This window comes from Actinotalea solisilvae, from assembly GCF_016464425.1.
In the GTDB taxonomy this organism is placed as follows: domain Bacteria; phylum Actinomycetota; class Actinomycetes; order Actinomycetales; family Cellulomonadaceae; genus Actinotalea; species Actinotalea solisilvae.
This window is the reverse complement of record NZ_JADDKQ010000019.1, coordinates 118848-138729: the sequence shown is the minus strand read 5'-3', so window position 1 is coordinate 138729 and position 19882 is coordinate 118848. Positions and strand designations below refer to the sequence as shown.

Below are 19882 nucleotides of genomic sequence, written 5' to 3'. Positions count from 1 at the left end.
GCTACGATGAGGCGTGAGCCCTTCCCCGACGTCCGCGGCACCCGAGCCGGACCCGAGCCCCGACGGGGCCGCCGCGGACGTCCTCGACGCCGAGCACGAGGCGGACGCCCGCGCGCTCGCGTCCGTCGTCCGCATGCGGATCCTGCGGCTCTGCCTCGACGAGCCGCGCACCAACAAGGAGATCGCCGAGCGCCTGGGGCGGGACCCGGCGACCGTGCTGCACCACGTGCGCACGCTCGTCGACCGCGGCTTCCTCGCGGCCCAGCCCGTGCGGCGCGGCACGCGCGGGTCCCGCGAGATCCCGTACCTCGCGACCCGCAAGTCCTGGCACGCACCCCGCCTGCCCGCGCAGGAGCGCGTCCTCATCGACGCGTTCCTCGAGGAGGTCGCCGAGGCCGACCCGGCGTCGGTCGCGACCACCCGCCTCGGCCTGCGGCTCGGGCCCGAGGCGCGCGCCGAGCTCGACGAGCGGCTCTCGGCCGTCCTCGAGGAGTTCGCCGCGCGCGAGCCCGACCCGGAGGGCACGCCGTGGTCGCTGTTCCTCGCGGTGCACGAGGACAGTGCGCGCCTCGGACGCGCGTCGGGCGCACGCCGGACCGGCGCACGCAGGACCGGGGCACCGGCGGCCGGAGCGCCGCGGACGGGCGCGCCGGAGGCCGGCCCGCCGGGCGCCTAGGTGCCGCCGCCCCGCTGCCGCCGCCTAGGTCCCTCCGCGCAGCGCCGCGATGGGCTCGATCCCCGCGGCCTTGAGCGCCGGGTACGTCCCCGCGGCGAGACCGATGACGCCGCCCAGCAGCGCGGCGCCGAGGACGACCATCGTGTCGAGGATGGGTGTCCACTCCTTCGCGAGCGACACCGCGACGACGACGAAGACGCCGAGGGCCGCGCCGATGAGCCCGCCGAGCAGGCCGATCACGACCGACTCGACGAGGAACTGGCTGCCGATGTCCCGCTTGCTCGCGCCGAGCGCCCGGCGCAGGCCGATCTCGCCGATCCGCTCGCGCACCGACAGCAGCGTGATGTTCGCGATGCCGAGGCCGCCCACGAGCAGCGCGACGGCGCCCAGGGCGAGGAAGATCGCGTTGATGTCCGCCTGGACGTTCTCCCGGACGCGCGAGGACGAGGGCGGGACCTGGACGTCCATCGACTCGGGCTGGTTCGGCGCGAGCGCGATCGGTGCCTGCTCGCCGACGACCGGCCCGGCACCGACGGCGATCGTCGCGTGCGCCTGCTCGAGCGAGCCGAGGTCGAACTCGGCGCGCGCCGTGCCGACGGGCAGGATCACGGCGTCCAGCAGGTCCGTGCGCCGCGCGACGTCGTCGACGATCCCGATGACCGTGAACGACTCCTCGCCGATGAAGATCGAGGGCTGGCGGTCGACGCGGTGCACGCCGAGGCGCGTGGCCGCCCGCGACCCGAGCACGACGACCTTGTCGGCGCGCTCGTCGTGCCCGGCGTCGAAGTAGCGGCCCGTGACGACGCGGCCGCGGACGGCGTCGAGCAGGCCCGGCGTCGTGGCCATGACGGTCGGCGCCGCGAGCGACGGCGCGGACGGGTCGTTGACCGGCACCGCCGTGATCTCCGCCTCGCCGATGTCCACGGGCGCGAGGGCGCCGGACGCCTCGACGCCGGCGATGCGGCCCAGCCGGTCCTCGACGTCCCACGGGATGCTGCCCGCGTTGCGCTCGCCCTGCTGCGACCGGACCGTCGCCGGCTCGACCACGACCTGCGTGGCCGCGACGGCGTCGAACTGGCGCGCGATCTGCCCCGCGGCGGTCTGCGCGAGGCCGACCGTGACGACGAGCGACCCGACCCCGAGGACCGTGCCGACGATCGTCAGGACGAGGCGCCCGGGCCGCGCGCCGATGCCGTGCGCCGCCTCGTTGACGAGGTCGCGCACGCCGAACCGGTCGCGGCTCGAGCCGCGCGGCACGACGCTCGGGCGGCGCCGCCGACCCGGGAGCCGCGACCGGAGGGACCCGACGACGCCGCGCAGCCGCCCGCCGACACCGGCGCGCGGACGCCCGGCCGTCCCGTCCGCCGTGCCCGAGAGGTCCGCGGTGCCCGGCTCGCTGGCGGCGTCGGCCTCGGTGCGTGCCGGGGCGGTCATCACGCCACCTCCGTGAGCAGGCCGTCGGCGATCCGGATGCGGCGGCCCGCGTGCGCGGACACCGTCGGGTCGTGCGTGATGACGACGAGCGTGAGGCCGTCGCGGTGGAGCTCGTCGAACAGGGCGAGCACGCCCGCCGAGTTCTCCGAGTCGAGGTTGCCCGTGGGCTCGTCGGCCAGGAGCACGTGCGGCGAGGACACGACCGCGCGCGCCACGGCGACGCGCTGACGCTCGCCGCCCGACAGCACCGTCGGCAGGAAGTCCAGGCGGTGGCTGAGCCCCACGCGGTCGAGCGCCGCGAGCGCCCGGTCGCGCCGCTCGGCGCGCGGGACGCCGCTGTAGAGCGTCGCGAGGAGCACGTTGTCGAGCACGCTGCGGTGGGGGAGCAGGTGGAAGGACTGGAAGACGAACCCGATCCGCCCCCCGCGCAGGGTCGCGCGGTCCTCGTCGGACGCCTCGCCCGTCGGCAGGCCGTCGAGCAGGTAGTCGCCCGCCGTCGGCCGGTCGAGCAGCCCGAGGATGTGCAGCAGCGTCGACTTGCCCGAGCCGGACGGCCCGATCACCGAGACGTAGTCCCCGCGGCCGACGCGCAGGTCGACGCCGCGCAGGGCCTCGACCGGCGGAGTGCCGGGGAACGTGCGGCTCAGGCCGCGCAGCTCGATGACGGGGACGTGCTCGTGGGCCGCCCGTGGGTCGGGCGCGGGCCCGGGCTCGAAGAGCTCGACGACGCTCACGAGCCGGAGCCCTCGTCCTCGGCGCCCTCGTCCTGCGTCGGCTCGTCGCCGTCGGCCGGCTCCTCCTCGCCGGTCACGCCCACGACCACGCGGTCGCCCTCGGCGAGCGTCCCGTCGACGGCCGTGACCTCGACGTAGCCGTCCGCGGCCAGGCCCGTCTCGACGGTGACGAGCGTCGTCTCGTCGCCCTCGCCGAGCACCTCGACGCGCGCCTCCCCGCCCGGCCCCGCGGTCAGGGCGGCGGTGGGCACGGCGAGCACCTCGCCCTCCGTCGCGCTCACCGGGATGGTGATCCGGACGTTGGCGCCCTGGAGCTGCGCGCGCTGATCGTCGGTGAGCGCGTCCGGCACGACGACGACGCGCTTGCGGCCGTCGGCCCCCGGCGTGCCGCCCTGCCCGTCGCCGTCGGCGCCGTCGCCGGACTCCTTCTCCTCGGCGTCCACCCCGACGGAGTGGACCGTCCCGGGGGCATCCGTGCCGTCGGGCAGCGCGATCGTCACCGGCGTGCCCGCGGCGACGAGCGCGGCGTCGTCGGCCGAGACCATGCCGGCGATCTGGAGCGTCGCGCCGGAGACCGTCATCACGGCCGTGCCGGAGACGGTCGAGCCGCGCCGCACGGCGACGTCGTCGACGCGCCGCGGCAGGCTCGAGAGGTACACGACCTCGCTCGCGGGGAGCGGGGTGAGGACGTCCTCCTGGGCCTCGGCGAGCTGCTCGCGCGCGTCGTCCAGCGCCCGCTGGGCGGACGCGACGGCCGCCTGCTCCTCGGCCGTGTCGGGGGCGGCGAGCCCCTCGGCCTGCGCCGCGACCGCGACCTTGAGCCGCCCGTCGGCCTCGACGACCGAGGGCCCGCACGCCCGCGCCTGGTCCGGCGTGCCCGTCGCCTCGGCGCACTCGTGGCGGGCGGCCTCGAGGGCGTAGGTCGCGCTGTCGACCTCGGCCTGCAGGGCCACGCGGTCCTTGTCGGACAGCCCCGCGCGCGCCGTCGTCAGGGCGCGCTGCGCGGACCCGACCTGCTCCTCGGCCGACCGGACGCCGTCGCGCGCCGCCTGCACGGCCAGGTCGCTCTCCTCGCCGCCGGTCGGCGCCTCGTAGCCCACGCGGGCGTAGAGCGCCTGGACCGCGGTCGCGGTCGCGGCGTCGTAGGACGCCGACGTCTCGTCGCCCGGGTCGAGCCCGAGGGCGACCAGCGCGGCCTTGAGCTGGAGCACGTCGGGGCCGGTGACGCCGACCCGCAGCGTCCGGTACACCGGCAGCTCGCCGGGCAGGAGGATGACCGGGCGGCCCGCCACCTCGAGCACGACCGAGCCGGCCTCGAGCGTCGCGCCGACCTCGCGCACCTGCCCGGTGACGACCGCGGGCCCGCCCAGGTCGCCGGTCTCGACGACGACGTCGACCGGGTCCTCGTAGACCGCGTCGCCCCGCAGGACGATGTCGTTGGCGAGCGCGCGCGTCTCGACCGGCACCGTGATGGGTCCGGCGGCCGGCGGGGCCGCGTTCGCGGCGGCGTCGGCCGGCGAGACGATGAGCCGGCTGAGCCCGAGCCCGGCGCCCAGGCTGATCACCGCCGTGACCGCCATGATCCAGATGGTCCTCGTGGACCCGGTCATCCTCGGTGCCTTCATGCGTCCTGCCCCCTCGTCGGTGCGCTCGCGGAGCGCGTGCCCTGGTCCGCCGCGGCGGACGCGCGCCGTGTCGACGCGCTCCCACCGGGGAGCGACGCCTGGCCCCCTGACAGGCGTCGCTCCCCGGTCCGTGCGCGGCGGTCGTCAGGCCCGCCGCACGTCGGCCTCAGCCGTTCTGCTCGACCATCGAGTCGCGCCAGGCCTCGAGCTCGTCCTTGTGGGCGTCGTAGAACTCCTGCTGGTACTCCACCGAGACCTCGGCCTGCGTCCGGGTCAGCTCGACCTCGTCGCGGCAGGTGAAGTCCGCGACGGCGGTCTCGATCTCCTCGGGCGTGATCTCGGCGAGGCGCTCGTCGATCTGCTCCTGGATCGCGGCGTAGTCCTCCTCGGTCGCCTCGGGGTCGATGTTCCCCTCGGCGTAGAACTCGTCGTAGATCGCGTTGGTCTTCTCGTAGATGAGGTTCTCGGCGTCGGCCGGCTCGGCCAGCCCGTCGTAGCCGGCGTCGGCCATGCACGAGGCCCAGGACTCCTTGAGCTCCGTGAGCCGCGAGTCCGACTCGATGGACTGCCACATGGTGTCCATCTCCTCCTGCAGGGCCGTGAACTGGTCCTCGTCCATGCCGTTGCCGGCCTCGTAGACCTCGTGCTGCGCCTTGCCGCTGCAGCCCGCGGTCTCCCAGTTCCACTCGACGGCCTCGCCCTCCTCACCCTCGCCCTCGACCGGCTCGCCGTAGAGCGCCGCGTAGTAGGCCGCGGCCTCGGTCTCGGACATCGACTCGACGTAGGCCTGGTTGGGGTCGACGAACTCCTGCTCGCCCTCGACCGGCTCGCCGCCGCCCCACGGGTTCGTCGTCGCGCCGTAGCCCCACTTCTCGGCGAACTCGAGCGTGCCCCACTCCTCCTCGGGCTCCTCGCCGCCGCCCATGGTCCCGGGCTGCGACCAGTCGACCGGCGTGTACTCGAAGCCGAGCTCGGCCATGCACTCGGCCGTGATCTCCTCGGCCTCCATCATCTGGCGGTCCTGGGCCTCGGTGTCACCGCCCCCGTACATCTCCTCGAACATCTCGTCGAGCGGGCCCTTCGGCAGGTCGTCCGACGCGGCGCCGCCCCCGTCGCCGCCGCCCTGGCCGCCGCCGCCGCACGCGGTGAGGGTGATGAGGAGCGCGGCGCTCGTGGCGACGCCGAGCGAGCGCAGGAGTGTGGACGTCATCGAAGGACCCTCTCGAGGTGCGGGCTGAGCCGTGCGGTGGAAACCTATCGAGGGCTGTGCGCGCCGGAGATCGTTCTGCGGGATGACCTTCGTCGGACCCGCCTCGGACGTCCGGATGAGCGACGGCCGTGGCTACGCCGCGGCCGCACACCTCCCCCTGATCACACGACGTCCGGCGCGCGCGTTTCGTTGGGGTCCCGCCGTCACCTGCCCAGGCAGCACGACGGCCCCCGACCGTGGTCGGGGGCCGTCGCGACCGGGCGAGGCCGGGGAGGGCGGCTCAGACGCGCGCGGCCGGTCCCGCGGCGACCGCGACGAGGAACGCGGGCGGGGGGAGCTCCTCGGCGGCGAAGGCGCGCGCCACGGCATCGGCCACCGCGCCGACCTCGTCGGCGCGGACGAGCGCGATCGCCGAGCCGCCGAAGCCGCCGCCGACCATGCGTCCGCCGAGCGCGCCGGCGGCGCAGGCGGCGTCGACGGCGACGTCGAGCTCGCGGCACGAGACCTCGTAATCGTCCCGGAGCGACGCGTGCGCGGCGCTCAGCACGGGTCCGAGGTCCTCGACCCGCCCGGCGTCGAGCAGGCGCTCGACCTCCTCGACGCGCGCGATCTCGGTGACGACGTGCCGGACCCGCCGCTGCACGACGTCGCCGTCGGGCAGCGTCGCGAGGGACGCGAGGGCGGCGTCGAGGTCCGTCACCTCGCGCAGCGTCGCGACGCCGAGGTGGGCGGCCGCGCGCTCGCACGCCGCGCGGCGGGACGCGTACTGGCCGTCCACGAGCTGGTGCTCGGCGCGCGTGTCGATGACGAGCAGGGCGAGCCCGTGCTGCTCGAGGTCGAGGGGGATGTGCCGGGTCGAGCCGTCGCGGGTGTCGAGCAGGAGCGCGTGGCCGGCGCGGCAGCGCAGCGACGCGGCCTGGTCCATGCCGCCCGTCGCGGCGCCCGCGATGTCGTTCTCGGCGCGGATGCACGCCTCGGCCAGCCGCGCCCGGCCGGCGTCGTCGCCGAGCCCGAGCCCGTGCACCTCGTCGAGCGCGACGGCGACGGCGCACTCGAGCGCCGCCGAGGAGGACAGCCCGGCGCCGTACGGGACGCACGAGTCCACGACGGCGTCGAAGCCCGCCACGTCGTGGCCCGCCTCGCGCAGCGCCCACGCGACGCCGACGGCGTACGCGGCCCAGCCGCGGACGGTCCCCGGGCCGACGTCGGCGAGGTCGAGCGTCACGAGGCCCGCGCCCGCCTCCTGGGCCGAGAGCAGGCGCACCGTGCCGCGCGGGAGCCCGTCGTCGGGCGTGCGCGTACGCAGCGCGACGTAGGTCCGGTGGGGGAGCGCGACCGGCAGGCACAGCCCGCCGTTGTAGTCGGTGTGCTCGCCGATGACGTTGGCGCGGCCCGGCGCGGACCAGACGCCGTCGGGCGCGCCGCCCAGGTGCTCGGCGAAGGCCGCGGCGACGCGCTCCGCGCCCTCCGCGGGGGACCAGGCCCGGGTCCAGGCGCCGGCGCTCACGCGACGACCTCCTGGAGGCGCGCGGCGATGCGCTCGGGCGTCGTGTCGCTGATCCAGGCGCCGACGCCGGACTCGACGCCCGCGAGGTACTTGAGCTTGCCGGGCGCGCGCAGCACCGAGAACAGCTGCAGGTGCAGCCGGCCGAGCTCCCGGCCCTCGCCGACGACGGCCTGGTGCCACCCCGCGATGTAGGGCAGCGGGATGGGGCGGCCGGGCTCGCCGTCGGGTGCGTCCGGCTCGACGAAGAACCGGTCGAGGCGGCGCAGCAGCTCGAGGTAGGTCACCGCGAGGTCGTCGCGCTCGACGTCGGTGAGGCCAGGGAGGTCGAGGACGTCGCGCTTCGGCGCGAGGTGCACCTCGACGGGCCAGCGCGCCGCGGCGGGGACGTAGGCGACCCAGTGCTCGGACTCGAGCACGACGCGCGTGCCCGCGCGCCGCTCGGCCTCGACGACGTCGTGCAGCAGGTGGCCGCCCGTGCGGTCCCGGTACGCCGCCGCCTGCGCGAGCATCGCGCGCGTGCGCGGCGTGACGAACGGGAACGCGTAGATCTGGCCGTGCGGGTGCGGCAACGTCACGCCGATCTCGCGCCCGCGGTTCTCGAACGCGAACACCTGCTCGATGCCGGGCAGCGCGCCGAGCTGCGTCGTGCGGTTCGCCCACGCCTCGACGATCGTGCGCACGCGCTGCGGGGTGAGGTCGGCGAACGAGCTCGTGTGGTCCGCGCTGAAGCACACGACCTCGCAGCGGCCGGCGGCCGGGCGCGCCGCCCACAGCGGCTCGCCGTCGACGTCCCAGCCGTCGTCGAGCGTGATGCCGGGCACCTGCATGAGCGCCGGGAACCGGTTCTCGAAGACCGCGACGTCGTAGTCGGTGGCGGGGATCTCGCCGTCCGAGTAGCCCGTGCCCGACGTCTGCGGCCGCGCCGGGCACAGCGGGCACGCGTCGGCCGCGGGGAGGAACGTGCGGTTCATGCGGTGCGACGCCATGGGGATCCACTCGCCCGTGAGCGGGTCGAGGCGCATCTCCGGCCCGGTCATGGGCCGGGTCGAGCCGTCCGCGTCGGTGACGACGAACCGGTCGCCCAGCGGGCGCGGGTCGTCGAGACGCCGCGTGGCGCCGCCCGAGACGTACGGCTCGGAGTCGTCGAAGTAGAGGAGCTCGCGTCCGTCCGCGAGCGTCGTCGCGGTGCGGCGCACGCGCGCCCCGCCGCCGTCGGGCGTCCCAGGTGCGGTCACGGTTCTCCTCGGTCGGGTCCCGCGGTCGCGGGGTCGGCGGCGGGTTCGGGGTGGTCCTGCGCGGCCACGAGGACCAGGCTGCCGACCTGCGCGCGCAGGTCCTCGACCGCCTCGGCGGGCAGCGCGTCGTCGGTCACGAGGACGGCGACGTCGGACAGGTCGGCGATGCGGCTGAGCCCGACGGTGCCCCACTTGGAGCTGTCCGCGAGCACCACCGTGCGGCCCGCGACGCGCACGAGGGCCCGGTCGGTCTCCGCCTCGAGCAGGTTCGGGGTGGTCAGGCCCGCGTGGGCGTCGACGCCGTGCACGCCGAGGAAGGTCACGTCGACGCGCAGCCCGTCGAGGGCGCGCAGCGCGACCGGCCCGACGAGCGCGTCGGAGGGGGTGCGCGTCCCGCCCGTGAGCACGACGGTGAGGTCGCGGTCGTCCGGTCGGTGGAGCGCCTCGGCGGCGGGCAGCGAGTTCGTCACGACCGTGAGCGGCCGCAGCGCCGGGCTCGCGGCGATGAGCTGCGCGAGGTGGTGCGTCGTCGTGCCCGCGGAGAGCGCGACGGCGCTGCCGGGCTCGACGTGGACGAGCGCGGCCTCCGCGATCGCGGCCTTCTGGCCCGCGGCGAGCTCGCGCTTGGCGCGGAACTCGGGCTCGTGCGCGGCGGGGTGGGCGTCGACCGCGCCGCCGTGGACCCGGTGGACGAGCCCGCGCCGGGCCAGCTCGGCGATGTCGCGGCGCACGGTCATGTCGGAGACGTCGAGGCTCGCGACGAGGTCCGCCACGCGCACCGCCCCGGTGGTGCGGATGCGGCTCAGGATGAGCTCCTGACGCTGCTGCGCAAGCATGCGAACAGTATCCACCACGAACGAACACAACACAACAGACCCGCCCGCCACACACCGGTCGCCCGGGAGGCGGGACGGGTCAGCGGGTGACGGGGGTCAGGCCCAGCGAGCGGCCGGCGAGGCCGCGGGACCGGTGCGCGAGCGACGAGGCGATCTCGTGCAGCACGCGCGCGCCGGGGGAGTCGGGCGACGCGAGGGTCACGGGCGTGCCCGCGTCGCCCGCGGCGCGCAGCTCGAGGTCCAGCGGGATCTGGCCGAGCAGACGCACGGGCGTGCCGGTCGCACGCGACAGGTTGTCGGCGACGGCCTGGCCACCGCCCGCGCCGAACACCTCGACGCGCGTGCCGTCGGGCGTCTCGAGCCAGGACATGTTCTCGACGACGCCGACGAGCTGCTGCCGCGTCTGCAGCGCGATCGACCCCGCGCGCTCGGCGACCTCGGCCGCGGCCGGCTGGGGCGTCGTCACGACGAGGAGCTCGCTGGTCGGCAGCATCTGCGCGACGGAGATCGCGATGTCGCCCGTCCCGGGCGGCAGGTCGAGCAGCAGGACGTCGAGGTCACCCCAGAAGACGTCCGCGAGGAACTGCTGGAGGGCGCGGTGGAGCATGGGCCCGCGCCACACCACGGGCTGCCCCGCGGGCACGAACATGCCGATCGAGATGACCTTCACCCCGTGCGCGACGGGCGGCAGGATCATGTCGTCGACCTTGGTCGGCGCCTGCGTCACACCGAGCATGCGCGGGATGGAGAACCCGTAGACGTCCGCGTCCACGACGCCGACCTTGAGCCCCTGCTGCGCCATCGCGACCGCGAGGTTGGCGGTCACCGAGGACTTGCCCACGCCGCCCTTGCCGGACGCGACCGCGTACACGCGCGTGAGGTTGTCCGGCTGCGCGAACGGGATGACCGGCTCCGCCGCGTCGCCGCGCAGCATCGAGCGCAGCTCGGCCCGCTGCTCGGCCGACATCACGCCGAGGTCGACCGCGACCGACGTGACCCCCTCGAGCCCGCGCACCGTCGCGGTGACCTCGCGCGTGATGGTGTCCTTCATGGGGCACCCCGCGGTCGTGAGGTCGACACCCACCGTGACCGCGGCGCCGTCGGGCCCGGGCGCGACGTCGACCGAGCGCACCATGCCGAGCTCGGTGATGGGGCGGCGGATCTCGGGGTCGATGACCCCGGCCAGCGCGGCGGTGACGGACTCGACGGTCGGGGCGGACATGCCCCCATCGTAGGTCGGCGGCGCCGTCGGCCCGGACGCCCGCGGGGAGCGTCCGCCGGTCCCTAGGCTGCACCCATGACCGACCACCGCCTCGACCACCCCGTCTACGTCGCGACCGTCCGGCGCGAGTCCGAGCGCCTCGTCGAGGTGCTCCGTGGCACGGACCTCACGGCGCCGGTGCCGGCGTGCGACGGCTGGACCGCCGCCGACCTCGTCCACCACCTCACGGAGGTCCAGGACAGCTGGGTGCACGCGGTGACGACGGGCACGGAGCGCCCCGAGGAGGCGGCCCCGCCGCGCGCGGCGGACGACGCGCTGCTCACCGCGGCCGCGGCGGCGGGCACGGCCCTCGTGCAGGCGCTCGCCGAGCGCTCGCCGGGCGACCCGAGCTGGTCGTGGCACGAGGACGGCGGCACGGTCGGCTGGGCGGCCCGGCGCCAGGCGCACGAGGCCCTCGTCCACCGGGTCGACGCCGAGCTCGCGGCCGGCGTCGAGGTGACCCCGCCGCCCGTCGAGCTCGCGGTCGACGGCGTCGACGAGCTCCTGCGCGTCATGGTCGACGGGGTGCCGTCCTGGGGCACGTTCACGCCCGACGGCGTCGCCGTCCGCCTCGAGTGCACGAACGCCGACGCCGCCTGGCGCCTCGACCTCGGGCGCTTCACCGGGACCGGCCCGGAGTCCGGGCGTGCGTTCGACCTCGACGCCGCCGCGGTCTCGGACGTCGAGCGGGGCGCCGCACGCTCCGACGGCACAGTCGGCGCCGACGACGCCGACGTCGCCGACGACGCCGCGCTCGTCGTGCGCGGGCGCGCCTGGGACCTCGACCGCTGGCTCTGGGGCCGGGGCGGGGTGGAGGCGCTCGAGGTCCGCGGCGACGCCGCGCTGCTCGCGCGCCTGCGCGAGCTGGTCACCGAGGCGACCCAGTAGGTCAGACGCGCTCGTCCGCGGCCCGCCGCGCGGGCTCGCCGTCCTCGGACGCGCGGTCCGTCTGCATCTCCTCGAGGAGGTTGCGCAGCTCGGAGCGGACGAAGTCGCGCGTCGCCACCTCGCCGAGCGCGATGCGCAGGCCCGCCATCTCGCGCGCGAGGTACTCGGTGTCGGCGAGCGACCGCTCGGACCGCTGCCGGTCCTGCTCGAGGGCGACGCGGTCCCGGTCGTCCTGCCGGTTCTGCGCGAGCAGGATGAGCGGCGCGGCGTAGGACGCCTGCACCGAGAAGAACAGGTTGAGCAGGATGAACGGGTAGGGGTCCCAGCGCAGGCCCCACAGCGCGAGCACGTTGGCCGTGACCCACAGGATGACGAAGCCGGTCATGTAGAGCAGGAAGCGGCCCGTGCCCATGAAGCGCGCGAACGCCTCGGCGCCGCGGCCCACCATGTCGGCGTCGAACTGCGGCCGCAGCGACCGCCGCTTCTCCTTGGGGGTGTCGAGCCGCTCAGCCACGACCCGCCTCCCTCTGCTCCGTCATCGCGCGGTCCGTGTCCTCGGCGTCGGCCTCGCGCCAGTCCTGGGGGAGCAGGTGGTCGAGCACGTCGTCGACGCTCACCGCGCCGAGCAGGCGGCGCTCGTCGTCGACGACGGGCAGCGCGAGCAGGTTGTAGGTCGCCAGGAGCCGGGTGAGCTGGCTCAGCGGCGCGTCCGCGGGGACGCGCTCGATCTCGTTGTCGAGCAGGCCGCCGATGGGGTCGTGCGGCGCCTCGCGCAGCAGCCGCTGGAAGTGCACCACGCCGAGGAACCGCCCGGTGGGCGTCTCGAGCGGGGGACGGACGACGAACACCATCGACGCGAGCGCGGGCGTGAGGTCCTGCCGGCGCACGTGGGCGAGCGCGGCGGCGATCGTCGTCTCGGGGCCGAGCACGACGGGCTCGGTCGTCATCAGGCCGCCCGCGGTGTCGTCGTCGTACGCGAGCAGGCGGCGCACGTCGCGCGCCTCCTCGGGCTCCATGAGCTCGAGCAGCTCGGTCGCCTGCTCGACGGGGAGCTCCGAGAGCAGGTCCGCGGCGTCGTCGGGCTGCATGACGTCGAGCACGTCGGCGGCGCGGTTGAGGGTGAGGCCCGAGAGGATCGCGACCTGGTCGTCCTCGGGCAGCTCCTCGAGCACGTCGGCGAGGCGCTCGTTGTCGAGCGCGCTCGCGACCTCCATCCGGCGGATGGTGCCCAGGTCGTGGAGCACGTCGGCCAGGTCGGCGGGCTTGAGGTCCTCGTAGGACGCGAGCAGCAGGTCCGCGCGCTGGGCGCCCGCCGAGGCGAGCGAGCGCACGTCGGTGACGTCGACCAGCAGCGTCTCCCCGCGGCGGCGCATGAGGCCGCCCTTGCCGGCCGGCTGGCGCCGCACGTAGAGCTTGGTCACGAGCCAGTCCCGCGAGCGCTGCTGCTCGACCGCGACGTCGACGACGGTCGCGGCGCCCGAGCCGTCCGTGAGCTCGACCTGCCGGTCGAGCAGCTCGCCGATCGCGAGCGTCTCCGAGGGGCGCTGCTCGAAGCGGCGCAGGTTGAGCAGCCCGGTGCTGATCACCTGGCCGCTGTCGATGCTGGTCACGCGCGTGAGCGGGAGGAAGACGCGGCGTCGCCCGGGCACCTCGACGACGAGGCCGACGGCGCGCGGCGCGCCCTTGGCCGCGAGCAGCACGACGACGTCGCGCACGCGCCCCACCTGGTCGCCGATCGGGTCGAACACGGCCGTCCCGGCGAGGCGCGCGACGAAGACGCGGGTCCCGACGCTGCTCACGCGGTCAGCGTAGTGGGCTGACCTGCGGTGCGACGGGTCCGTCCGCGCGCACGCGCCGACGCCGTCGCGGCGCCCGCGGGGACCGTGCCGGGCGAGGCTGTGGCCCCCGCGCGCGGGGTGGGCGAGAATCACCCGCATGACGATGAACCGGACGTCCCGGGTGCCCGGCGTGCCGACCCTCCCCCAGGGGGAGCAGATCGCGCGCTACCCCACCTACCTCGAGGCCCAGCGCGCGGTCGACCACCTCTCCGACAAGGAGTTCCCGGTCCAGCACGTGACGATCGTCGGCACCGACCTGCAGATGGTCGAGCGCGTGACGGGGCGCCTGTCCTACCCGCGCGTCGCGCTCGCAGGCCTCGCGTCGGGCGCGTGGTTCGGCCTCTTCGTCGGCGTCCTGCTCTCGCTCTTCGCCAGCCCGGAGGACACGGTGCTGCCGATCCTCCCCGCGATCGCGATCGGCGCCGCCTTCGGCATCCTCTTCTCGGTCATCTCGTACGCGCTGACGGGCGGCAAGCGCGACTTCACGTCGTCGAGCCAGATCGTCGCCTCGCAGTACGCGCTCCTGTGCGCGAGCGAGCACGCGCACCAGGCCCGCGGCCTGCTCGGCGAGATCGGCGGCACCGTCGGCGGCCTCGGCGGGGCCCGGCCGGCCCCGGTCGGCGCGCCCTCGCACCCGCCGGTCGCGCCGCACCCGCCGCAGGACGTCCCGCCGCAGCCCGGCGAGCCGGTGTACCCGCCGCAGCAGCCGCCGACCGTGCCGCCCCAGCCGCCGGCAGGTCCGCAGTCCTGAGCGGTGCCGCCTGAGGGCGATCAGCCCTCGAGCAACCCGCGCATCCACGCCTCGACGTCGTCGGGGCGCCGGGGGAGGGCGGCGGAGAGGTTCTCGTTGCCGTCGACGGTGATGAGGACGTCGTCCTCGATCCGCACGCCGATGCCCCGGAGCTCCTCGGGGACGGCGAGGTCCTCGGCCTTGAAGTAGAGGCCGGGCTCGATCGTGAACACCATGCCGGGCTCGAGCACGGCGTCGAGGTAGAGCTCACGGCGTGCCTGGGCGCAGTCGTGCACGTCCAGACCGAGGTGGTGGCTGGTCCCGTGGACCATCCAGCGCCGGTGGAACTGCCCCTCGGGGTCCAGCGACTCCTCGGCGGTACCGGGCAGCAGGCCCCACGCGGCGAGCCGCGCCGCGATGACCTCCATCGCCGCCGCGTGCACGTCGCGGAACCGGTTGCCCGGCCGCGCCACCGCGAAGGCGGCGTCGGCGGCGTCGAGGACGGCCTGGTAGACGCGCCGCTGCACCTCCGTGAACGTGCCCTCCACGGGCAGCGTGCGCGTGATGTCGGCGGTGTAGAGGGACTCGACCTCAACGCCCGCGTCGACGAGGACCATCTCGCCCGCGCGCACGCGGCCGTCGTTGCGGATCCAGTGCAGCGTCGTGGCGTGGTCGCCCGCCGCGGCGATCGTCTCGTAGCCGACGGCGTTGCCTGCCTCGCGCGCGTGGCCGTCGAACGTCGCCTCGATGACGCGCTCGCCGCGCTCGTGCTCGACCGCGCGGCGCAGGTTCCGCACCACCCGCGCGAACCCCTCGGCGGTCGCCGCCACCGCGGCACGCATCTGCTCGACCTCGTACGCGTCCTTGATGAGCCGCAGCTCGCTCAGCGCCTCGGCGAGCTCGGCGTCGCGCGCCTCGCGGTCCTGCACCTCGCCGCGCACCTCGTCGACCTGCGCCGTGACGACGTCGTCGGCGCCGGGCACGACGCGCAGCTGCACGCCGTCCTCGCCGACGTCCTTGGCGAGCGCCGCGGCGAGCTCGTCGAGCGCGGCTGTCGCGATGCCCGTGAGCACCTCGAGGTCCGCGAGCGTCGGCCGCGCGCCGACCCAGAACTCGCCGTAGCGCGAGTCCGCGAAGAACTCCTCGGTGTCACGCCCGGCCATCGGCCGGAAGTACAGGACCGCCTCGTGGCCGTCGTCGACGGGGTGCAGCACGAGGACCGCGTCCGGCTCCTGGTCGGTGCCCAGGCCCGTGAGGTGCGCGAACGCCGAGTGCGGGCGGAACCGGTAGTCGGTGTCGTTCGAGCGCGTCCGCAGCGGCCCGGCCGGGACGACGAGCCGCTCGCCCGGGAACAGGCGCGAGAGCCGCTCGCGGCGCGCGGCGGCCCAGGACGCCGAGGGCAGGGGCCCCGTGGGTCCGGCCGGACGCGGGCCCCAGCGGTCGGCGACGAACTCGAGGAACGCGGCCGACGTCGGGCGCTGCGAGCGGTTCGAGCCGCGGTCCTCGAGCGCCTGCGCGTCCGCCGCGGCCTCGGCGCCCGGGTCGGGCGACGTCGCGGTCGGCGGGGTGGGGGCGAGGGCTCCGGCGTCGGCGTCCGGGCGGTGCTGGTCTGCCATGCCCCCATGCTCGCACCACCGGGCGCCTGGGATCGACGGGTCGACGGGCGACGGGCCCGACCAGGGCCCTGCCCCGGCGCACCTATCCTGGGGCCCGTGCGCATCGACCTCCACACCCACTCCGTGGCGTCGGACGGCACGGACGCACCGGGGGCCCTCGTGGCCGCCGCCGCGCGGGCCGGGCTCGACGTCGTCGCCCTGACCGACCACGACACCACGCGCGGCTGGGCCGAGGCGGAGGCCGCGGTCCCCGAGCACGGCGTGGCCCTCGTGCGCGGCGCCGAGATCTCGTGCCTCGCGGGGCACCTCAGCGTCCACCTGCTCAGCTACCTCCACGACCCCACGCACCCGGGCCTCCTCGCCGAGGCCGAGCGTACGCGCACGGCGCGGCTCGACCGGGCGCGCCGGATGGTCGACCTCATCGCCGAGGATCTCGCGCTCACGTGGGACGACGTCGAGGCCCAGACCGCGCCCGGCACCACGGTCGGCCGGCCGCACATCGCCGACGCGCTCGCGGCGCGCGGCCACGTGACCGACCGCTCGGCCGCCTTCGCGACGGTCCTCGCCGCGGGGTCGCCCTACTACGTGCCGCACTACGCGCCCGACGCCGCCCGCGCCGTGCGGCTCGTGCGCGAGGCGGGCGGGGTCCCGGTGCTCGCGCACCCCGGCGCGCTCGTGCGCGGGCGGATCCTCACCGACGCGGCGATCGGGCGCCTGGTCGACGCGGGCCTGGCGGGCATCGAGGTCGACCACCGCGACCACGACGACGCCCAGCGCCGCCGCCTCGCGGGGCTGGCACGCGAGGCGGGCCTGCTCGTCACGGGCTCGAGCGACTACCACGGCGGGGGCAAGCCGAACCTGCTCGGCGAGCGCACGACGTCGCCCGACGTGCTCGCCGCGATCGAGGAGCAGGGCCGGCTCGCGGTGGTGCGCCCGTGAGCGCCGTCGTCGACCTGCGCCTGCTCGCCGAGGCGTTCATCACGCTCTTCGTGATCATGGACCCGCCCGGGACGGTGCCGATCTTCCTCGGGCTGACGAGCGCGATGACGCGTCAGCAGCGCCGTCGCGCGGCGCGACAGGCGATCCTCGTCGCGTTCGGCGTCATCGTGTCCTTCGCGCTCTTCGGGCAGCAGCTCCTCTCCTACATGCACATCTCCCTGCCCGCGCTCCAGGCGTCCGGCGGGCTGCTGCTCCTGCTCGTCGCGATGGAGCTGCTCACGGGGAAGTCCGAGGAGCCGCAGCCCTCGGGCAACCAGGGCGTCAACGTCGCGCTCGTGCCGCTCGGCACGCCGCTGCTCGCCGGGCCGGGCGCGATCGTCGCGACCATGGTCTTCGTCCAGGCGGCGCGCGAGCCCGCGGACTGGGTCGCGATCGGCCTGGCCGTCGTCGCCGTGCACCTGTGCCTCTGGCTGTCCATGCGCTTCGCGGGCGTCATCCACCGGGTGCTCAAGGACAGCGGCGTGACGCTCGTGACGCGCATCGCCGGCCTCCTGCTCGCGGCCATCGCGGTGCAGCTCGTCGCCGACGCGGTCCGGGCCTTCATCGAGGCGGGCTGACCGCACCGTCCCCCGGGGCGGGAGCGGCCGGCGCGCCCGCGCCCGGCAGCCGCACGCCCACGCTGCGCAGCTCGAGGGCTGCGAGCCGCCGCACGACGTCCTCGTCGCCGCGCCGCCAGTCGCCGGCCGGGTCGTCGCTCACGCGGGCGAGCGTCGCCAGCGGCATGCGCGCGAGCGCGCGCAGCGCGAAGAGGTCGAGGTCCGCGCCCGCCGCCACGAGCCGCCGCGCGCTCGTCGAGCGCCGCGCGAACCGCACGCGAGCCCACACCCACGCCCCGAGCACGACGACGACCGGCCACAGCGCGACCGACCAGCCCGCGACCGTCGCGGCCTGGGCGACGCCGTCCTGGATGTCGACGCCGGCCTGGGTGAGCGTGCCGGCCGCCTCGCCCGCGCTGTCGAACGGTGCCCGGAGGTCGTCGCCGACCAGGGGCACGTCCGCGACGCGCTCGCCCGCCTGCTGGAGCCCGGACTCGAGCGACGTCCCCGCGTCCTCGAGCGTGCGGCCGGGCGCGGCGAGCTCGGCGACCGCGTCGTGCACCGCGCGGCCGACGAGGGCCCAGACGAGGACCCACGCCGCGACGAGCAGGTCGCCGACCACCTGACGGGTCCGGTGCGCCGGGTGGTCCGCGTAGAGGCTCATGGCGCGATCCTGCCCGGTCGGGCGCGGATCGTCAGCGGATGGTCAGCGGCACCGGGTCGCCGAAGAGCTGGTGGAGCTGCTCCCCGGTGCCGACCACCGAGCCGTCGTCCGCGACCAGGCGGTCGACGGACAGCTCGGTCACGGGGACGAGCACGTACTCCCCGGGAGGCAGCGGGTCGCCCACGCCGAACTCCTCGTCGCAGCTCGTGAGCGTCCACTCCTGCGAGAACAGCTCGGGCGCGAGGGTCGCGCCGTGGTCGAGGGTCGCCTGCGACCACCAGTCGTCCGACGGTCCCGGCCACCCCCGGCCGACGAGAGCGCCGTCCTGGAGCACCCAGTGGTCGACCCGGTGGGTGAGGACCCCCTGGAGGCGGCCCGGACCGGAGTACACCAGGTGCGCCCCCAGGTCCACGGGCTCGCCGGCCCCGACGACGAGCGGCTCCACGGGGTGCTCGAGGCGGAGCGTCCCGCCCGCGTCCCAGCGCGCGGGCGCCGGCGCGCCGCAGACCGCGTCGGCGAACGCCGGCGGCTCCGGGAGCGCGGCGGTGACCGGCGGCCGGACCCGCGCGGCGGGCTCCAGCGCCTCCCCGACGACGGTGAAGGCCGCCGGGGCGGAGCGCAGGACCCGCGCCGCCGCGCCGGGGGCGTCCACGAGGTCCTCGGCGGGGTCGCCGCTGTTGCGGTCCGCCAGCTCCGTCCCGGTGGGGAACGTCGTCACGGCCAGCGTCGCGTGCAGCTCGTACTCGCCCGCGGGCAGCGCGCGGCCCGGCGTGACCGCGGCCTGGCCCTCGGGCGCGCACACCGCCAGGTCGAGGTTCCCGACGACGGTGCGGGACTCGTTCGGCCCTCCGGTCGAGAGGACGAGCACGCCCGTCGCCCCGGCGAAGGCCGTCCCGCGCGCCACCACGACGTCGTCCCGGGTGACGAGGAAGGTCGGCCCGTCGTCCGGCACGACGGCGAGGTCCTCGTACCCGCCCAGGCCGGCGCGCGCCTCGACGGGGAGCGCCGCGCCCGCAGGGACCTCCGTGGTCGTGGGGGCGCCGTACAGCGCGAAGTAGCCGTCGTCCTCGGGCGGCGGGCCGAGGACCGACCCGCACGCGCCCTCGGGCAGCGCCGGGTCCCCGGCCGGGAGGACCGTGGGGGCCACGGTCGCGGTCGGCTGGGGGGTCGGCGTCGGGCTCGGGGCGTGGGTCGTGGTCACCGCGGGCGGCGCGGGCTCGCGGTCGCGCAGCAGCGTCCCGCCCGTCAGCGCCACGGCCGTGACGGCCGCCGCGGAGACCGCGCCGACGACGGCGTCGTGCCGGCGCCTCCCACGCCGGGCGCGGCGGACGACGTCGGGCGTGACGAGCGCGTCACCGCTGCCCTGGGCGCGCGCGGCGGACCGCACGAGGTCGTGCAGCGCGGAGCTGAGGTCGTCGTTCATCGGGGCACACTCCGGTTCGGGACGACCTGGACGTGGGACGGCTCCTCGTCGGCGAGCAGCGCACCGAGGCGTGCCCGCGCGTCGGAGAGGTAGCGCTTGACGCTGCCCTCCTTGAGCCCGAGGCGGGCGGCGACCTCGGGGACGGTGAGGTCCTCGAAGTGGCGCAGGACCACGCAGGCGCGCTCGCGGGGCGACAGCGCGGCGAGCGCGGCGTGGACGTCGGCGCGCCCGGCGGCGACGTCGTCGGGCCGGACGGGCGGGACGGCCGGCGCGGGGAGCGCCTCACGACGACGCCGGTCGCGACGGTGCTCGTCGAGGTAGGCGTGCAGCATCGCGCGGCGGACGTACGCCTCGAGCCACTCGACGTCGGCCGTGCGCCGGCGCGAGAAGGTCCGGGCGAGCCCCTCCTGCACCAGGTCCTGCGCCCGGTGGAGGTCACCCGTGAGCAGGTAGGCGTAGCCCACCAGGGCGGGGCCGCGCTCCCGAGCCAGCACCGCCAGGTCGTCCTGCCACGCCACGGCGTCTCCCGTCGTCGGCCCGCCGGCGTGCCGGCCAGGGCGCTGCCTCGCATCCTTGCCCCACCCAGACGACGGCACGGGTCGGATCGTTGGGGTGGTGCCCCGATCTCACCCGCACCGCGGCCGCCGGTGGGCGCTGCGACGCGGCCCCC

The 19882-nt window shown here is 76.1% G+C and carries 19 protein-coding genes; 5 read left to right on the top strand and 14 right to left on the bottom strand.

Annotation, left to right across the window (positions count from 1 at the left end):
• The first annotated feature begins 13 nt into the window (after window positions 1–13).
• On the top strand, window positions 14–676 hold the full coding sequence (locus JIG38_RS15130) for an ArsR/SmtB family transcription factor (RefSeq protein WP_307844960.1): 663 nt from the start codon (window positions 14–16) through the stop codon (window positions 674–676).
• A gap of 24 nt (window positions 677–700) precedes the next feature.
• Here JIG38_RS15130 and JIG38_RS15125 read toward each other — a convergent pair whose 3' ends face one another.
• The 8 genes from JIG38_RS15125 to JIG38_RS15090 form a co-directional block, all read right to left on the bottom strand.
• The gene (locus JIG38_RS15125) at window positions 701–2110 is read right to left on the bottom strand and encodes an ABC transporter permease (RefSeq protein WP_199424648.1); all 1410 of its coding nucleotides are present in this window, start codon (window positions 2108–2110) and stop codon (window positions 701–703) included.
• Window positions 2110–2772 carry an ABC transporter ATP-binding protein gene (locus JIG38_RS15120; protein ID WP_372419901.1) on the bottom strand — a complete coding sequence of 221 codons (663 nt, stop codon included), beginning with the start codon at window positions 2770–2772 and terminating at the stop codon, window positions 2110–2112. The genes JIG38_RS15125 and JIG38_RS15120 overlap by 1 nt, the downstream gene beginning before the upstream one ends.
• Before the next feature lie 68 nt (window positions 2773–2840).
• A complete protein-coding gene (locus tag JIG38_RS15115) occupies window positions 2841–4454 on the bottom strand; it encodes an efflux RND transporter periplasmic adaptor subunit (protein ID WP_199424646.1) in 1614 nt (537 codons plus the stop codon).
• A 181-nt stretch (window positions 4455–4635) separates the two neighbouring features.
• The gene (locus tag JIG38_RS15110; RefSeq protein WP_199424645.1) at window positions 4636–5679 is read right to left on the bottom strand and encodes a hypothetical protein; all 1044 of its coding nucleotides are present in this window, start codon (window positions 5677–5679) and stop codon (window positions 4636–4638) included.
• Between the two features lie 280 nt (window positions 5680–5959).
• Window positions 5960–7186: a galactokinase gene (gene galK / locus JIG38_RS15105; RefSeq protein WP_199424644.1), complete on the bottom strand. Its 1227-nt coding sequence runs from the start codon at window positions 7184–7186 to the stop codon at window positions 5960–5962.
• Window positions 7183–8421 carry a galactose-1-phosphate uridylyltransferase gene (galT, locus tag JIG38_RS15100; RefSeq protein ID WP_307844959.1) on the bottom strand — a complete coding sequence of 413 codons (1239 nt, stop codon included), beginning with the start codon at window positions 8419–8421 and terminating at the stop codon, window positions 7183–7185. The genes galK and galT overlap by 4 nt, the downstream gene beginning before the upstream one ends.
• Entirely contained in the window at window positions 8418–9257 is an 840-nt protein-coding gene (locus JIG38_RS15095; protein ID WP_199424643.1) for a DeoR/GlpR family DNA-binding transcription regulator, read from the bottom strand. Before JIG38_RS15095 ends, galT begins: the two co-directional genes overlap by 4 nt.
• Window positions 9258–9336: 79 nt before the next feature.
• Complete coding sequence (locus JIG38_RS15090) at window positions 9337–10479, bottom strand: Mrp/NBP35 family ATP-binding protein (protein ID WP_199424642.1); 1143 nt, start codon at window positions 10477–10479, stop codon at window positions 9337–9339.
• Window positions 10480–10554: 75 nt separating this feature from the next.
• On the opposite strand from JIG38_RS15090, the gene JIG38_RS15085 reads away from it, so the two are divergent.
• The gene (locus JIG38_RS15085; protein ID WP_199424641.1) at window positions 10555–11406 is read left to right on the top strand and encodes a maleylpyruvate isomerase N-terminal domain-containing protein; all 852 of its coding nucleotides are present in this window, start codon (window positions 10555–10557) and stop codon (window positions 11404–11406) included.
• Between the two features lies 1 nt (window position 11407).
• Here the strand turns inward: JIG38_RS15085 and JIG38_RS15080 are convergent, their stop codons facing one another.
• Together JIG38_RS15080 and JIG38_RS15075 are read right to left on the bottom strand one after the other, a co-directional pair.
• Entirely contained in the window at window positions 11408–11920 is a 513-nt protein-coding gene (locus tag JIG38_RS15080; RefSeq protein ID WP_199424640.1) for a DUF1003 domain-containing protein, read from the bottom strand.
• Entirely contained in the window at window positions 11913–13205 is a 1293-nt protein-coding gene (locus tag JIG38_RS15075) for a magnesium transporter MgtE N-terminal domain-containing protein (protein ID WP_307844958.1), read from the bottom strand. The genes JIG38_RS15080 and JIG38_RS15075 overlap by 8 nt, the downstream gene beginning before the upstream one ends.
• Before the next feature lie 136 nt (window positions 13206–13341).
• Here JIG38_RS15075 and JIG38_RS15070 point away from each other — a divergent pair, with 136 nt between their 5' ends.
• On the top strand, window positions 13342–13995 hold the full coding sequence (locus tag JIG38_RS15070) for a YflT domain-containing protein (protein WP_233405068.1): 654 nt from the start codon (window positions 13342–13344) through the stop codon (window positions 13993–13995).
• Window positions 13996–14015: 20 nt separating this feature from the next.
• Here the strand turns inward: JIG38_RS15070 and JIG38_RS15065 are convergent, their stop codons facing one another.
• Complete coding sequence (locus JIG38_RS15065; protein ID WP_199424638.1) at window positions 14016–15590, bottom strand: aminopeptidase P family protein; 1575 nt, start codon at window positions 15588–15590, stop codon at window positions 14016–14018.
• Window positions 15591–15686: 96 nt separating this feature from the next.
• Here JIG38_RS15065 and JIG38_RS15060 point away from each other — a divergent pair, with 96 nt between their 5' ends.
• Together JIG38_RS15060 and JIG38_RS15055 are read left to right on the top strand one after the other, a co-directional pair.
• Window positions 15687–16529 carry a PHP domain-containing protein gene (locus JIG38_RS15060; RefSeq protein ID WP_199424637.1) on the top strand — a complete coding sequence of 281 codons (843 nt, stop codon included), beginning with the start codon at window positions 15687–15689 and terminating at the stop codon, window positions 16527–16529.
• Window positions 16526–17146, top strand: coding sequence for a MarC family protein (locus JIG38_RS15055; protein WP_199424636.1), 621 nt, complete (start codon window positions 16526–16528; stop codon window positions 17144–17146). Before JIG38_RS15060 ends, JIG38_RS15055 begins: the two co-directional genes overlap by 4 nt.
• Here the strand turns inward: JIG38_RS15055 and JIG38_RS15050 are convergent.
• Genes JIG38_RS15050 through JIG38_RS15040 form a run of 3 tightly spaced genes read right to left on the bottom strand, consistent with a single transcriptional unit; the run spans window position 17130 to window position 19730 of the window.
• The gene (locus tag JIG38_RS15050; RefSeq protein ID WP_199424635.1) at window positions 17130–17789 is read right to left on the bottom strand and encodes a hypothetical protein; all 660 of its coding nucleotides are present in this window, start codon (window positions 17787–17789) and stop codon (window positions 17130–17132) included. The two genes, JIG38_RS15055 and JIG38_RS15050, sit on opposite strands and share 17 nt — an antisense overlap.
• Before the next feature lie 31 nt (window positions 17790–17820).
• The gene (locus JIG38_RS15045; RefSeq protein WP_199424634.1) at window positions 17821–19212 is read right to left on the bottom strand and encodes a hypothetical protein; all 1392 of its coding nucleotides are present in this window, start codon (window positions 19210–19212) and stop codon (window positions 17821–17823) included.
• Entirely contained in the window at window positions 19209–19730 is a 522-nt protein-coding gene (locus tag JIG38_RS15040) for a sigma-70 family RNA polymerase sigma factor (RefSeq protein WP_199424633.1), read from the bottom strand. The genes JIG38_RS15045 and JIG38_RS15040 overlap by 4 nt, the downstream gene beginning before the upstream one ends.
• Window positions 19731–19882 lie beyond the last annotated feature (152 nt).

What these genes read in the sequence shown, in the direction of transcription:
- JIG38_RS15125 (WP_199424648.1), bottom strand. Translation starts at nt 2,110, where the DNA reads ATGACCGCCCCGGCACGCACCGAGGCCGACGCCGCCAGCGAGCCGGGC.
- JIG38_RS15115 (WP_199424646.1), bottom strand. Translation starts at nt 4,454, where the DNA reads ATGACCGGGTCCACGAGGACCATCTGGATCATGGCGGTCACGGCGGTG.
- JIG38_RS15110 (WP_199424645.1), bottom strand. Translation starts at nt 5,679, where the DNA reads ATGACGTCCACACTCCTGCGCTCGCTCGGCGTCGCCACGAGCGCCGCG.
- JIG38_RS15095 (WP_199424643.1), bottom strand. Translation starts at nt 9,257, where the DNA reads ATGCTTGCGCAGCAGCGTCAGGAGCTCATCCTGAGCCGCATCCGCACC.
- JIG38_RS15090 (WP_199424642.1), bottom strand. Translation starts at nt 10,479, where the DNA reads ATGTCCGCCCCGACCGTCGAGTCCGTCACCGCCGCGCTGGCCGGGGTC.
- JIG38_RS15085 (WP_199424641.1), top strand. Translation starts at nt 10,555, where the DNA reads ATGACCGACCACCGCCTCGACCACCCCGTCTACGTCGCGACCGTCCGG.
- JIG38_RS15070 (WP_233405068.1), top strand. Translation starts at nt 13,342, where the DNA reads ATGACGATGAACCGGACGTCCCGGGTGCCCGGCGTGCCGACCCTCCCC.
- JIG38_RS15065 (WP_199424638.1), bottom strand. Translation starts at nt 15,590, where the DNA reads ATGGCAGACCAGCACCGCCCGGACGCCGACGCCGGAGCCCTCGCCCCC.
- JIG38_RS15050 (WP_199424635.1), bottom strand. Translation starts at nt 17,789, where the DNA reads ATGAGCCTCTACGCGGACCACCCGGCGCACCGGACCCGTCAGGTGGTC.
- JIG38_RS15045 (WP_199424634.1), bottom strand. Translation starts at nt 19,212, where the DNA reads ATGAACGACGACCTCAGCTCCGCGCTGCACGACCTCGTGCGGTCCGCC.